This window comes from Acinetobacter sp. AOR41_HL, from assembly GCF_027854645.1.
GTDB classification, from domain to species: domain Bacteria; phylum Pseudomonadota; class Gammaproteobacteria; order Pseudomonadales; family Moraxellaceae; genus Acinetobacter; species Acinetobacter nosocomialis.
This window is the reverse complement of the sequence record NZ_JAKTHZ010000009.1, coordinates 59,709-73,768: the sequence shown is the minus strand read 5'-3', so window position 1 is coordinate 73,768 and position 14,060 is coordinate 59,709. Positions and strand designations below refer to the sequence as shown.

Below are 14,060 nucleotides of genomic sequence, written 5' to 3'. Positions count from 1 at the left end.
CCTATAGGTTGCTGATTTAAATTAAGCAAAATATAAAAAGGACTTCTAATATGACAATGGTTCATCATTCAGATGAGGCAGGCTCCCCTGATCATTTACAACGGAAATTAAGTAATCGCCACTTACAGCTCATTGCAATTGGCGGCGCAATTGGTACCGGTCTATTTATGGGCTCGGGCAAAACCATCTCTCTCGCAGGTCCTTCAATTCTTGTAATCTACATGTTAATTGGTGGAATGTTCTTCTTCCTTATGCGCGCATTGGGTGAATTACTACTTGCTAATTTACATTACAAGTCATTTGTCGACATGGCGTATGACTTGATTGGTCCGTGGGCTGGCTACTATATAGGTTGGACCTATTGGTTAGGCTGGGTACTGGTCGGTATTGCCGATCTTTCTGCGGTTATTAACTATTTAAGTTTCTGGTTACCCGAAGGCGCCAGTTTTTCACCCATGCAACAAGCGATGATTAGTGCGGGCTGTGTACTATTCGTCTTAAGCCTTAACCTTCTTACAGTGAAGTTGTTTGGTGAGGTTGAGTTCTGGTTTGCGCTTATTAAGATTTTAGCCATTATCGGTTTGATTGGTGTGGGCGGCTACATGATTTTAACCCACTTCCAAGCCCCTCATGGTGACGTGGTAAGCATCAGTAACGTCTGGTCACATGGTGGTATATTTCCAAAAGGTGTAAGCGGATTTTTGGCAGGTTTCCAGATCGCCGTATTTGCCTTTATTGGTGTTGAGCTGATTGGTACAACTGCTGCTGAAACGAAAGATCCAGAAAAGAACCTACCAAAAGCAATTAACGCGATTCCGGTACGTATTATCCTGTTTTATGTGTTAGCACTTTTTGTGGTGATGTCTGTAACACCTTGGGATCATATTCGTGCCGATAAAAGCCCGTTTGTTGAGTTGTTCTTAAATGCAGGTATTCCTATTTCTGCAATTATTATGAACTTGGTTGTTCTGTCGTCGGTCATGTCTTCAATGAACAGTGGCGTGTTTTCAACAAGCCGTATGTTGTTCGGTTTATCAAAAGATGGTCAAGCGCCGGGTATATTAGGACGTTTATCAAAACGTGCCGTACCTTCAAATGGTTTAATCTTCTCATGTATTTTCATTATGGGTGGGGCAGTGCTTCAGTACTTTGTTCCAAACACAATGGAAGCATTTACTCTGGCAAGTTCACTCTGTGTAATCTTGTTCATTAGCGTGTGGATTTTGATCATGGCGTGCTATTTACGTTATCGTAAAACTCGTCCTGAACTTCACGCTGCATCAACCTTTAAAATGCCGGGCGGCGTATTAATGGCGTATGCGGTTATTGCCTTTTTCTTGTTTACTTTAGTGATTTTGGCATTAGAGCCAGATACATTAAAAGCGCTCTACGTCAGTCCAGTATGGGTGGTGGTTTTAGGTGTGACTTACTATGCATTCTATAAGCCGCGCATGAAAAAATTAGGCCGAGAAATCTTTTAATTATCTTTTCTCGATTTACCAAAAAGCCAATCATCATTGATTGGCTTTTTTATTAAAAGATTAATCGACCAGCAAATGTTGATATTTATCAGCTTGTTTACGCAAGTAATCCCAGACCAGTTTAATGCGCGGCTCATGCTGTAAATCAACGAAGGTCAGCATCCAGAAGGTATGGGTAAAACGAACTTGTTGCTCTAATACTTCTTCGAGCTCAGGTTTGTCATCTGCTAAAAACTTCGGCAAAATTGCAAGCCCTGCGCCAGCACTCACTGCAATTTGTTGGGCCAAAATACTGCTACTGCGAAAGTTAGCATTCAGCTTTAAAGGTAAACGCTCTAGACAATACAGCTCTGGGCTATACACCAGATCATCAATATAATTTACAAAGCGATGCTGAGTTAAATCTTCTAAACCACGAATTGGTGGATTTTGTGCTAGATAGTTTTGGCTGCCATAAATTTTTAAGCAGTAGTCTGATAAGCGCGTAATGATATAAGGCCCCGAGGTTGGGCGTTCAATGGATACCACAATATCTGCTTCACGATGCGAAAGCTTAATCATTTTTGGCACGGGTATTAGGTCAATGGTAAGTAGTGGATACTGAATAGAGAACTCAGCCAGTAAGCGGGCTAAAAATGCAGTTCCAAAGCCCTCAGGTGTGCCAATTCGCACACGTCCTTGTAAAGGTTGATGCGGTTTTTCAATTTGTAAGAAAGCTTGTTCCATTTGCTCAACTCGAGGGACAAGTGCCATCCCTTCGAGTGTCAGCTCATAGCCCGTTGCTTCACGTTTAAATAGCGTCGTACCTAAAGCAAGTTCTAGAGCCTGAATCCGTCTAGCTACCGTACTATGTTCAACACCAATAATACGTGCAGCATTGGTTAAGGTTTTAGTACGTGCTAAAACCAGAAAAAACTGTAGATGATCCCAATCCACTTTCATTTTTGTTATTGTCCCTGTGCATATTTGCACAACAATCGTGCATGAATTTGCGTTGGTGGTCAAAGATTTCTTTGTTAGTCTCAAATAAAACCTGAATAAAGAAAATACGTAGAAAAGTATTTTCTAATAACTGAACACAATAAAAATATGACCTACGGAGAGGTTATGAACACAATCCAGAAAATCGAATTGGACACCGCTAAATTACTTATTAACGGACAGTTTATCGAATCTAAAACCCAAGAATGGCAAGACATTATTAACCCTGCAACTCAGGAAGTGATTGGCCGCGTGCCTTTTGCAACGGTTGAAGAAGTCGACGCTGCTATTCAAGCTGCACAAGATGCTTTTGCTTCTTGGCGCCAAACCCCAATTCAGGCACGTATGCGCATCATGCTCAAGCTACAAGACTTGATTCGTGCCAACATGAAAGAAATTGCACAAGTATTGACGGCTGAACAAGGTAAAACCTTGGCAGATGCTGAAGGCGATATTCAACGTGGTTTAGAAGTGGTTGAACATGCCTGTTCAGTTGGTACTTTACAAATGGGCGAGTACGTCGAAGGTGTAGCACGTGGTGTAGATACATATACCTTGCAACAACCTTTGGGTGTTTGTGCGGGTATTACGCCGTTTAATTTTCCTGCCATGATTCCACTTTGGATGTTCCCAATGGCAATCGTGTGCGGCAATACCTTCGTTTTAAAACCATCAGAACAAGATCCATTATCGACCATGATGCTGGTTGAACTTGCGATTCAAGCAGGTATTCCAGCAGGTGTCTTAAACGTTGTGCATGGCGGCAAAGAAGTGGTTGACCGTTTGTGTACCCATAAAGACATTAAAGCGATTTCATTTGTAGGTTCAACTGCGGTTGGAACACATGTTTATAACCTTGCAGGGCAACATGGTAAACGTGTGCAAGCTATGATGGGCGCAAAAAACCATGTGGTTGTTATGCCAGATGCCAATAAAGAACAAACGCTAAATGCCTTAGTGGGCGCGGCGTTTGGTGCTGCTGGGCAACGTTGTATGGCATTGTCTGTTGCAGTGATGGTTGGCGACAGTAAACAGTGGATTCAAGAGTTAGTTGAAAAAGCGAAAACTCTAAAAGTAAACGCAGGCCATGAGCCAAATACTGACATTGGTCCAGTGATTTCAAAACGTGCCAAAGCGCGTGTAATTGACTTGATTAATAGCGGTGTTGAGCAAGGTGCAGAACTTCTACTCGATGGTCGCAATGTTCAAGTACAAGGTTATGAGTCAGGTAACTTTGTGGGTGCTACGATTTTTAGTGGCGTAAATACCGACATGCGTATTTATAAAGAAGAAATCTTTGGCCCAGTACTTTCAATTATTTGTGTCGATACACTCGATGAAGCGATTGCTTTGATCAATGCCAACCCATTTGGTAACGGTGTAGGTCTATTTACCCAAAGCGGTGCGATTGCACGTACTTTCCAAAACCTTATTGATATTGGTCAAGTCGGTATCAACATTCCAATTCCTGTACCTGTGCCTTTCTTCAGTTTTACCGGTTCAAGAGGTTCGAAACTCGGCGATTTGGGACCATACGGCAAACAAGCTGTGCAGTTCTATACCCAAACCAAAACCATTACCAGCCGTTGGTTTGAAGATAGCCATGAAGTTGGCGGTGTAAATACAACCATTAGTTTACGTTAAGGGGATCACGGATGAATATCGCCTTTATCGGTCTAGGCAATATGGGCGGCAGAATGGCCCAAAATCTATTAAAAGCCGGACTCAAAGTTTATGGTTACGACCTCAGTGAAGTTGCTATACAGCACTTCGCCGAGGCAGGTGGCATAGTCTGCGATAGTCCCCAGAATGCAGCTAAACAAGCAGATGTGGTCATTACCATGTTGCCTGCCGCAAAGCATGTTAAAGAGGTTTACTTGGGTGAAAATGGTGTCTTGGAAGTGTTAAAAGCAGGTAGCTTATGCATTGATAGCAGCACCATTGACCCGCAAACCATAAAAGACATTGCTGCTGTTGCACAGAGTAAAAATATTAAAATTTGTGATGCACCCGTTTCCGGCGGGACCATTGGTGCTCAAGCTGGAACTTTAACCTTTATGGTCGGTGCCGATGATCAAACCTTTAACGAAGTAAAACCTGTGCTCAGCCATATGGGCAAAAATATTGTTCATTGTGGTGATGTCGGTGCAGGACAAATTGCCAAAATTTGCAATAACCTGATTTTAGGCATTTCAATGGCTGCAGTAGCCGAAGGCATGGCACTCGGTGTGAAGCTAGGCATCGACCCACAAGCATTGGCAGGGGTAATTAACACCTCAAGTGGTCGTTGTTGGAGTTCGGATGTATGTAACCCATGGCCACACATTAATGAAAATGCGCCCGCATCTCGAGGCTATCAAGACGGTTTTGCAACTCAGCTAATGCTAAAAGATTTAGGACTCGCTGTAGAAGCCGCAGGCCAAGTCAAACAGCCTGTTGTATTAGGTGGTATGGTGCAACAGCTTTATCAGCAAATGTGCATGCGTGGTAATGCCAATCTCGATTTTTCGAGCATTATTCAGCAATACCTACCACAAGAGGCATAACGGTAAAGCCAAAGGATGGCTTTAAACCAATAAATCAAACCCTGTCGTGAATAACAACAAATCCGGACTGAGGGAAAAGATATGATGGATTATCAAAATGCTGTACAGGCTTTCGATTTGGAAAGCACTGCTAAACAGATGTTGTCAGGTTCACTCGATGCACTAAACGCTTGTTATGAATGCTGTGATCGACATGCAGATGGCGACAAGATCGCGCTGTACTGGCAAGGAAAAGACGGTCGCAAAGAGCAATATACCTTCCGTGAGCTAAAAGAGTGGTCGAGTCAATTTGCTAACTTTTTAAAAGCTCGAGGTGTAAAAGCAGGCGACCGTATTTCAGGCTTATTGCCAAGAACACCTGAACTGATTGTGACTATTTTGGCAGCTTGGCGAATTGGTGCAGTTTATCAACCGTTATTTACTGCATTTGGCCCAAAAGCGATTGAGCACCGTATTCAGCTTGCACAAAGTAAGCTAGTGGTGACCGATATGGGTAACCGTAGCAAGCTCGACGAAATTGAAAAATGTCCTGCAATTATGACGGTGGCCGATGCTCAAGGTACTGCGCTTAAAGCAGGGGATTTTAATTTTTGGAATGAAGTGAAGCAACAGTCCGATCAATGTGATCTGGTAATACGTAACATTCAAGATCCTTTCTTGCTCATGTTTACTTCAGGCACAACAGGGCCTGCTAAACCCTTGGAAGTGCCATTAAAAGCACTCATTGCCTTTGGGCGATATATGCAAGATGCCATTGGTCTAACCGAAGAGGACTCGTTTTGGAATATTGCCGACCCAGGTTGGGCGTATGGCCTGTACTATGCGATTACTGGGCCGTTATTTTTAGGCCACGCTACTTTGTTCTATGAAGGTGGTTTCAGTACCGATAGCTTATGCCAAATTGTGAAAGATTATAAAGTTAACAACTTGGCAGGTGCACCAACAGCTTACCGCATGATGATGGCAGCAGATCCGGTACAAATGGCACCATTAAAAGGCCAATTTCGTGTGGTGAGTAGTGCAGGTGAACCGCTTAATCCGGAAGTCATTCGTTGGTTTAAACAAGTCTTAGACGCTCCAATTTATGACCATTACGGACAAACCGAAGTCGGCATGGTGGTGTGTAATCATCATGGTTTAAAACATGAAATTCATGCTGGCTCAGCAGGTTTCCCAAGTCCGGGCTATCGTGTTGCGATTGTTAATGAACAAGGCGAAGAACTTCCGCCAGACACACCAGGAATTTTAGCAGTCGACATTAGCCAGTCTCCAATGATGTGGTTTGGTGGCTATAAAGAAAGCCGAAAATCGCCTTTCGTCGGTCATTACTACTTAACGGGTGATACTGCCGAACTTCATGCCGATGGCAGTATGAGTTTTGTCGGCCGTAGCGATGATGTAATCACCACATCAGGCTATCGTATTGGGCCCTTTGATGTAGAAAGCGCACTGCTTGAACATGATGCTGTGATTGAAGCCGCAGTAATAGGCGTGCCTGATCCAGATCGTACTGAAGTCGTTAAGGCTTTTGTAATTTTAGCTGCGGGAGTACAACCTTCAGATGCACTTGCTGAAGAACTCAGCCAGTTTGTGAAAAGACGACTTTCTGCACATGCTTACCCACGATTAGTTGAATTTGTGAGTGAATTACCTAAAACTCCAAGTGGCAAAATTCAGCGCTTTTTATTGCGTAATCAAGAAATTGCTAAACAACAAGCTAAAGCAGGGTAAAGGAAATAATAATGCAATTTACCGAAGAACAATTACTCATTCGTGATATGGCGAAAAGTTTCGCCCAAGAACAAATCAAGCCTAATGCCAGCGATTGGGACCGAGACGGGACTTTCCCAAAAGAAACTCTGACTCAAATGGGGCAACTCGGTTTTATGGGTATGCTTGTTTCAGAGCAATGGGGCGGTTCAGATACGGGTAACTTAGCCTATGTACTGGCACTCGAGGAAGTTGCGGCAGCAGATGGGGCAACCTCGACCATCATGAGTGTACATAACTCGGTTGGTTGTGTGCCTATTTTAAAATTTGGGACCGACGAGCAAAAAGAGCGCTTTTTAAAGCCTTTGGCACAAGGTGAAATGATCGGTGCTTTTGCCCTAACTGAGCCGCATACAGGATCGGATGCGGGAGCCATCAAAACCCGTGCGGTGAAAGATGGCGACGATTACATTTTAAATGGTGCCAAGCAGTTTATTACCTCGGGTAATAATGCCGGTGTCATTATTGTGTTTGCCGTGACCAATCTGAGCGCGGGCAAAAAAGGTATTAGTGCCTTTTTAGTCCCACGCGAAACACCGGGTTATGAAGTGATTCGTGTTGAAGAAAAACTAGGTCTGCATGCTTCAGATACCTGCCAAATTGCGCTGACAGATGTACGCATCCATAAAAGTCTCATGCTAGGTAAAGAAGGTGAGGGTCTGAAAATTGCTCTTGCCAATTTAGAAGGTGGGCGTATTGGTATTGCCGCACAAGCAGTGGGTCTAGCACGGGCAGCGCTCGAAGAAGCAACTCGTTATGCCAAAGAGCGTATTACTTTTGGAAAACCAATTTTTGAGCATCAAACTATCGCGTTTCGCCTTGCCAGTATGGCAACCGAAATTGAAGCAGCGAGACAACTGGTTCACTACGCTGCGCGTCTCAAAGAAGCAGGCCAACCGTGTCTCAACGAAGCTTCAATGGCCAAGTTATTTGCTTCAGAAATGACGGAACGTGTGTGCTCAAGTGCCTTACAAGTGTTTGGTGGCTATGGCTATCTCAGAGACTTCCCAATTGAGCGTATTTATCGTGATGCGCGTATTTGTCAAATTTACGAAGGCACAAGTGATATCCAACGTTTAGTCATCGCACGTAGTCTATAAAACCAGAATAAGGAATAAATAATGCAGTGGCAAAGTATTTTATTAGAAAAGCGTAATGGGGTTGGATTGATTACATTAAATCGCCCTCAAGCGCTCAATGCCTTAAATAGTGAATTAATTAGCGAAATTAATCAGGCATTAGATCAACTCGAAAAAGATCGCGAAATTGGCTGCATCGTATTAGCCGGCTCAGAAAAAGCTTTTGCCGCAGGGGCCGACATTAAAGAAATGGCCGATTTGGCATTTCCTGATATTTATTTAGATGATTTTTTTCATCTTGCAGATCGTATTGCACAGCGCCGTAAACCTTTAATTGCTGCGGTGAGTGGCTATGCATTGGGTGGTGGCTGTGAGCTGGCGCTTATGTGTGACTTTATTTATTGTGCTGACAACGCCAAGTTTGGTTTACCCGAAGTCACTTTAGGGGTAATTCCGGGCATTGGGGGGACACAGCGTTTAACGCATGCCATTGGTAAAGCTAAAGCAATGGAAATGTGCCTTACCGCTCGTCAAATGGGCGCAGTAGAGGCAGAACAAAGTGGTTTGGTTGCACGTGTGTTTAGTAAAGAAGAATTACTTGAACAAACCTTGCAAGCCGCTGAAAAAATCGCAGCACGGTCTTTAACTGCAAACATGATGCTCAAAGAAACCATTAACCGAGCTTTTGAAGTGAATCTTACCGAAGGTTTACGTTTTGAACGCCGCATGTTCCACTCCATTTTTGCAACTGCGGACCAAAAAGAAGGCATGCAGGCCTTTGTTGAAAAACGGCAGGCAAATTTTAAAAATCAGTAAGAGATCAATAAAATGAATACAGAAAATCACTTAATGATTGAGCGACAAGGTAAACTCGGCGTGATCACCTTAGATCGTGTGACTCATCTCAATGCATTGTCGCTAGATATGATTGAAGGTATTGGCGCCCAATTGGAGTTGTGGCGAAATGATGCTGATGTTCAGGCGATCTTAATCAAATCAAATAGCCCAAAAGCCTTCTGTGCAGGTGGCGATATTCGCTATCTCTACGACAGTTATAAAAATGGCACAGCCGATTATAAAGGCTACTTTAGTGCCGAATATAAAATGCTCAATACACTGCGCGAATATGAAAAGCCAATCATCGTTGTGCTTGATGGCTATGTATTAGGCGGTGGTTTTGGCTTGGCTCAGGCGTGTCACATTGTGGTAAGCAGTGAAAAGTCCAGATTTGCCATGCCTGAAACAGCGATTGGTTTTTTCCCGGACGTTGGCGCAACTCATTTCCTGTCTCGCCTTGATGATATTGGCGTTTATATGGCAATTACGGGTGAGCAGATTAGTAGTAGCGATGCGCTCTATCTCGACTTAATTGACTACCATGTACCAAGCGAGCAGTTACAAGATTTACAAAACGCTCTCGTCGAAGCGCCAAGCTTAAGCAAAGAGGGAATTGAACGCATCATTACCCGATTTATTACTCGGCCTGCCGAAAGTGAGCTTAAACAACTTGCCGAAGGCATCCGTAAACATTTTGGATTTCAGCATTTAGATGAAATTGAACAAAGCCTTGAAAATGAACAGGATGAAAGCTTAAAGACTTGGGCGAGTAAGATGCTTAGTATTTTGCAGCAGCGTTCATTTATTGCCAAACAAACCAGCTTGAAACTGCAATATTTAGGGCGCGGCCTTTCGCTACAGCAGTGTATGCAGCTTGAGCGCGATTTACAGGACATTTGGTTTGAGCATGGTGACTTTATTGAGGGCGTTCGTGCGCTCATTGTTGATAAAGATAAACAACCACGTTGGCAAGAACGTAATCCGGAGTTAGAGCAAATTTTAGAAAAACTAAGCTAACCCATTTTAAAAACACACAAAAAGCTTAAGGAGATCAAGCGAGACCTGAACATGCTTATGGTCAGGACAGGTCATAAGCATAAAAAGACAAAACAAGAAAATCTAAAAAGGACATTACGATGCAAACAATACATGGAAACGGTTCACATCCTAAAAAGTCGTCACATCGATTAGCAGGCATCTCTAGCATGGTTGGCACCACGATTGAGTGGTATGACTTTTTTGTTTATGGCGCAGCAGCAGCCCTCATTTTTAACAAGCTATTTTTCCCAAATCTGGACCCACTTACAGGTGTGCTTGCAGCATTTGCAACTTATGCTGTTGGGTTTATTGGGCGGCCTTTAGGTGGCTTGGTCTTTGGTCATTTCGGTGACAAGATCGGTCGTAAGTCAATGTTGTTGCTAACGCTGATGCTCATGGGAATTCCAACCGTACTGATTGGCCTCTTACCAACTTATGAATCAATTGGATATTGGGCTGCAATTGGTTTGGTGATCTTGCGATTTATTCAAGGTATGGCCATGGGTGGTGAATGGGGCGGTGCCGTGCTTATGGCAGTGGAACATGCACCCGAAGGTGGTAAAGGGTTCTGGGGAAGTTTACCTCAAGCCAGTACCGGTGGGGGCTTAATGCTTGCCTCAATCGCACTAGGACTGGTATCGTTATTACCTGAGCAAGCACTGTTTAGCTGGGGCTGGCGGTTACCATTTCTTGCCAGCATTATTTTACTGGCAGTGGGCTGGTATATTCGTGTAAAAGTGCCTGAGTCACCAGACTTTGAAAAAGTAAAACAACAGTCCGAAGAAGTCAAAGTTCCGGCTTTTCAGGTTTTTAAAAATCATCCAAAGCAACTCATCACCATTATTTTGGCGAGAGCTGCTGAAAATGCATGGTTCTATATTGCTTCAACTTTTACGCTAGCTTACACCACCACACAATTAGGTATTCCACGACAAGACATTTTGTTTGCCACTATTTGCGGTGCAGCCGTGATTTTATTTATGACGCCGTTATGCGGACATTTGTCCGATAAAGTCGGTCAACGCAATATGTTTATGTTTGGTCTATGTGTATTGGCACTTTATTCTTATCCATTTTTTAGCATGCTCAATACCAAAGATCCGATACTGGTCTGGACGGCAATTGTTTTGGCAATTGGTGTAGTGTTCCCGATTATGTATGCGCCACAAGCTCAGCTTTTTGCGCGTCAATTTCCTGCGGAAATTCGCTACAGCGGTATCTCGATTTCAGTACAGTTGGCAGGTGTTTTGGGTGGTGGTTTAGCCCCTATGATTGCCACCAAGCTGCTCAGTATTGGGCAAGGTAACCCATATTTAATTATGCTTTATATTGGCAGTATGGCTGTCATTGCAATTATATCGACATCATTTATGCCGCGTGATGGAAACCCTAAAACGGATGAAACTTATTATAAAAAGACAAACTTAAATTTAAAAACCAAGATTGATTGATACGCGTTATTTATTCTTCGCAATAAGCGTATTTCTTGATTATAAAAAAACCAGGTTAACTCATGTCCGAGAGACAAGAGTTAACCTTTAAACCATTACACATCAATTAAACAGGCAAACATAGAATAGCCATCAATCGTCATTGGTGGGCCTGCACGATGGGCACGAAAACCAGCAGCACGTAATAAACGCTCTACACCAAGAGGAGAGGTCGTAATAAGTTGTTTGGCCCCTTGTGCTCTTGCAAAGTTAATCGCTTCTTGCAGAATTGCAATTGAAACTGGCGTTGACACTGCTTGACTTGCTGTTGTAGGCGGATTTGAAAAATCTACGGCTGAAAACCTTGATAATTCCCAAATTTCTGGGGAACACGGGAGAGGTATTCCATTAAGTAATTGAGGAAATATTTCACCAAGTAAATACGGTTGAGTCGTAGGTAGTAATCTGGCACAGCCAATAATATTAGAGTCTCTATCTTGAGCGACCACATAAGCTGTATCGACTTTATCAAATTGATCGAGTTCTTCATTATGTGGGCAGTTTAACTCCCATCCTAAATGCTCAACAAATACCTTATAACGGTAACTTTTAAATTTGCTATATAAGCCTTCTGAAAAATTGTTTTGAAATCCAACAATAATATTCACTACAAGTGCTTCCACTTATTTTTGATGTGACTTTACTGAACAGCTGGAAAGGCGGTAACTGTAAAAATTTACAGGTTTCTAAGAGAAATTCAGACTTACTTTAGACTTGATTAAGCTTGTATTGATTTGAGCATAAATGAACTGTTCCCAGAACAAAGTATCTATCTTCCTTTTGATTAATGTTTCAGTGATATCAAATCCAATATCTGTACCAGATATATCAACAATCATAATATTGCTTCTAGGCAGACCAGTTCGTTTTAAAGTAACAAAACCGTTTTGTTCAACGAATTCCCAGTCCCATCCTGTATTTAAAGCAGGAGTTTTTAATGTCGCCCATTCAGTAAAACCATAATAAACAATTTGAGATTTTTCAATTTGGGCTGATTCAACGATAGATACAACGTGTTGAAAAGGGTAATTCATGAGTTGGTTCTCATTCATACGAATAAAACCATCTGTCGAAATTGAAAAATGAGGGGTAATGTTGGCCATGCTACCTGTTCAAGTACCCTGAATTAGAAATCTTTTGATAAATACCATAAATTATTGCCAATTAAATACTGTTATGTTTAACAGGTTAAATATAATTTGATGCCCTATATCGTTAAGCTATTCTTATTGGAAGATTATTCAAGTATTAAGGTTGGCTAAAGTAAAAAATGATTATCTTGTAGTTATAATATAAAAAATACTTTTGACAATGCTCAATTGACTTACTTTTTTTAGCTTTTTTAGGTGGCTTTTATACTTGTTATTAAAACAATAGTTTTAACTAAAATAAGCCACCATGTAATTATTTGATTTGCTAAATAATTATTTATTTTTTTAGTTTGAATATATAATGATTGGTAAAATTATATTTCTTGGGTTATTGTTGAAATGTATTATTTAATTAAATTAATAAAATATAATTTCAAGATTAAATAATGAGCATTGTTTTTTTATTTTAAAAACTATGTTTTTTGGAATAAAATGCATCCTGTAAAATTTAATTTTTTCAAGCATAATCTGTATATTGAATATAACAACCTTAAAGGCTTTCAGAAATTTAGTTTATCTGAATAATTTACAACCATTTGGGCTTAAAAGTGTTGTTAATTGGATGATGAGTTCAAAATCTGCAATTGAGAAAGTAATAAAAGAAGATGAAGTAGTGGAAATATTTTGACAGCCTCATAATCTTTTAGATTTTTGTAGAGTTCTATTGAAATAAAGGTAAAAAAATAGCCCTACGCTTCAATTTAATTATTTGGATTCACAAGAGATAACTGAACAAAAAATAATTTCTGAATGGAGCCTAATGAGAGCAAATGGAAAGTTGGCAAGAGGATTTATTATCAGCATTTTTGGTCGTAAAAAATGAAGATGAATTGTTTGAAGTAGTCAAATCTACAGCGTCAAAGCTTGGATTTGATTATTGTGCTTATGGTATGCAGTCACCGCTGTCTATTGCTGAACCAAAAACAATTATGTTGAATAATTATCCTCAGGCATGGCAAAAGCGCTATATAGAACAACGTTACGTGAAGGTAGACCCTACTGTGCAGCATTGTATGGTATCACTTCAACCTCTTGTCTGGTCGAGTCAAAATGCAAAAACACAAGAAGAAAAAGATTTCTGGGAAGAGGCGCGTTCTTATGGTTTAAATGTCGGTTGGGCTCAGTCAAGTCGTGATTTTATTGGGACGAGAGGGATGTTAACACTAGCAAGATCCACCGATCAATTATCAGAAAAAGAGCAAAAAGCACAATATACAAATATGTATTGGTTGACTCAAACAGTGCATTCCAGCATTGCTAAAATTGTCAATGATGTAGAGTTCTCTCAGTTCAACCTTTATTTAACGAACCGAGAAAAAGAAGCTTTACGTTGGACAGCAGAGGGTAAAACCTCAGCAGAGATTGCTCAGATTATTGGGGTTACTGAAAGAACTGTAAATTTTCATCTTTGTAACTCGATGCAAAAATTAAATGTAAATAATAAAATTTCAGCAGCTATTCGAGCAGTAATGCTGGGACTTTTATAAAAAGATATATAAAGAATATAGGGTATTATAAAATAAATAATTATATGATATTTATTTAAATATTTTTATAATGTGTATCTTAAGTTTTTATTTTAAAAAGTTAATCTATGAATTTAAAGTAAGGAATAAGTCTATTATTTTAAATAAAATTATTTATAGTTTATTATAGTAATGTATAAATTAAATTTTAATTATCTGAA

At 40.9% G+C, this 14,060-nt stretch carries 12 protein-coding genes; 9 read left to right on the top strand and 3 right to left on the bottom strand.

Annotated features, from left to right (window positions below):
- Positions 1-50: 50 nt before the first annotated feature.
- Complete coding sequence (locus MKL35_RS01870; RefSeq protein WP_004711113.1) at positions 51-1,481, top strand: amino acid permease; 1,431 nt, start codon at positions 51-53, stop codon at positions 1,479-1,481.
- 60 nt (positions 1,482-1,541) lie between these two features.
- Here MKL35_RS01870 and MKL35_RS01865 read toward each other — a convergent pair whose 3' ends face one another.
- Positions 1,542-2,423, bottom strand: a complete 882-nt coding sequence (locus MKL35_RS01865) for a LysR family transcriptional regulator (protein WP_032010330.1) — start codon at positions 2,421-2,423, stop codon at positions 1,542-1,544.
- A 165-nt stretch (positions 2,424-2,588) separates the two neighbouring features.
- On the opposite strand from MKL35_RS01865, the gene MKL35_RS01860 reads away from it, so the two are divergent.
- The 7 genes from MKL35_RS01860 to MKL35_RS01830 all read left to right on the top strand — a co-directional run bounded on the left by MKL35_RS01860 (position 2,589) and on the right by MKL35_RS01830 (position 11,183).
- Positions 2,589-4,106 carry a CoA-acylating methylmalonate-semialdehyde dehydrogenase gene (locus tag MKL35_RS01860; protein WP_016803523.1) on the top strand — a complete coding sequence of 506 codons (1,518 nt, stop codon included), beginning with the start codon at positions 2,589-2,591 and terminating at the stop codon, positions 4,104-4,106.
- 11 nt (positions 4,107-4,117) lie between these two features.
- Entirely contained in the window at positions 4,118-5,008 is an 891-nt protein-coding gene (gene mmsB, locus MKL35_RS01855) for a 3-hydroxyisobutyrate dehydrogenase (protein ID WP_031997920.1), read from the top strand.
- A gap of 81 nt (positions 5,009-5,089) precedes the next feature.
- Positions 5,090-6,739: an AMP-binding protein gene (locus tag MKL35_RS01850; RefSeq protein WP_032010329.1), complete on the top strand. Its 1,650-nt coding sequence runs from the start codon at positions 5,090-5,092 to the stop codon at positions 6,737-6,739.
- 11 nt (positions 6,740-6,750) lie between these two features.
- Positions 6,751-7,878 (top strand): acyl-CoA dehydrogenase family protein, encoded by a 1,128-nt coding sequence (locus tag MKL35_RS01845; protein WP_032010328.1) that lies wholly within the window; start codon positions 6,751-6,753, stop codon positions 7,876-7,878.
- 21 nt (positions 7,879-7,899) lie between these two features.
- Positions 7,900-8,673 carry an enoyl-CoA hydratase gene (locus tag MKL35_RS01840; protein WP_001198683.1) on the top strand — a complete coding sequence of 258 codons (774 nt, stop codon included), beginning with the start codon at positions 7,900-7,902 and terminating at the stop codon, positions 8,671-8,673.
- Positions 8,674-8,685: 12 nt separating this feature from the next.
- The gene (locus MKL35_RS01835; protein ID WP_032010326.1) at positions 8,686-9,711 is read left to right on the top strand and encodes an enoyl-CoA hydratase/isomerase family protein; all 1,026 of its coding nucleotides are present in this window, start codon (positions 8,686-8,688) and stop codon (positions 9,709-9,711) included.
- Positions 9,712-9,830: 119 nt separating this feature from the next.
- A complete protein-coding gene (locus MKL35_RS01830; RefSeq protein ID WP_106479629.1) occupies positions 9,831-11,183 on the top strand; it encodes an MFS transporter in 1,353 nt (450 codons plus the stop codon).
- A gap of 95 nt (positions 11,184-11,278) precedes the next feature.
- On the opposite strand, the gene abaI is transcribed toward MKL35_RS01830, so the two are convergent.
- Together abaI and MKL35_RS01820 are read right to left on the bottom strand one after the other, a co-directional pair.
- Entirely contained in the window at positions 11,279-11,845 is a 567-nt protein-coding gene (abaI, locus tag MKL35_RS01825; RefSeq protein WP_209796392.1) for an acyl-homoserine-lactone synthase AbaI, read from the bottom strand.
- A 63-nt stretch (positions 11,846-11,908) separates the two neighbouring features.
- The gene (locus MKL35_RS01820; RefSeq protein WP_106479631.1) at positions 11,909-12,325 is read right to left on the bottom strand and encodes a DUF4902 domain-containing protein; all 417 of its coding nucleotides are present in this window, start codon (positions 12,323-12,325) and stop codon (positions 11,909-11,911) included.
- Positions 12,326-13,143: 818 nt separating this feature from the next.
- Here MKL35_RS01820 and abaR point away from each other — a divergent pair.
- The gene (abaR, locus tag MKL35_RS01815) at positions 13,144-13,860 is read left to right on the top strand and encodes a LuxR family transcriptional regulator AbaR (RefSeq protein WP_004711094.1); all 717 of its coding nucleotides are present in this window, start codon (positions 13,144-13,146) and stop codon (positions 13,858-13,860) included.
- Positions 13,861-14,060: the final 200 nt, after the last annotated feature.

Bases quoted from the DNA above. Each gene is read 5' to 3' on its own strand.
- MKL35_RS01870 (WP_004711113.1), top strand. From the start codon at position 51: ATGACAATGGTTCATCATTCAGATGAGGCAGGCTCCCCTGATCATTTA.
- MKL35_RS01865 (WP_032010330.1), bottom strand. From the start codon at position 2,423: ATGAAAGTGGATTGGGATCATCTACAGTTTTTTCTGGTTTTAGCACGT.
- MKL35_RS01860 (WP_016803523.1), top strand. From the start codon at position 2,589: ATGAACACAATCCAGAAAATCGAATTGGACACCGCTAAATTACTTATT.
- mmsB (WP_031997920.1), top strand. From the start codon at position 4,118: ATGAATATCGCCTTTATCGGTCTAGGCAATATGGGCGGCAGAATGGCC.
- MKL35_RS01850 (WP_032010329.1), top strand. From the start codon at position 5,090: ATGATGGATTATCAAAATGCTGTACAGGCTTTCGATTTGGAAAGCACT.
- MKL35_RS01845 (WP_032010328.1), top strand. From the start codon at position 6,751: ATGCAATTTACCGAAGAACAATTACTCATTCGTGATATGGCGAAAAGT.
- MKL35_RS01840 (WP_001198683.1), top strand. From the start codon at position 7,900: ATGCAGTGGCAAAGTATTTTATTAGAAAAGCGTAATGGGGTTGGATTG.
- MKL35_RS01835 (WP_032010326.1), top strand. From the start codon at position 8,686: ATGAATACAGAAAATCACTTAATGATTGAGCGACAAGGTAAACTCGGC.
- MKL35_RS01830 (WP_106479629.1), top strand. From the start codon at position 9,831: ATGCAAACAATACATGGAAACGGTTCACATCCTAAAAAGTCGTCACAT.
- MKL35_RS01820 (WP_106479631.1), bottom strand. From the start codon at position 12,325: ATGGCCAACATTACCCCTCATTTTTCAATTTCGACAGATGGTTTTATT.
- abaR (WP_004711094.1), top strand. From the start codon at position 13,144: ATGGAAAGTTGGCAAGAGGATTTATTATCAGCATTTTTGGTCGTAAAA.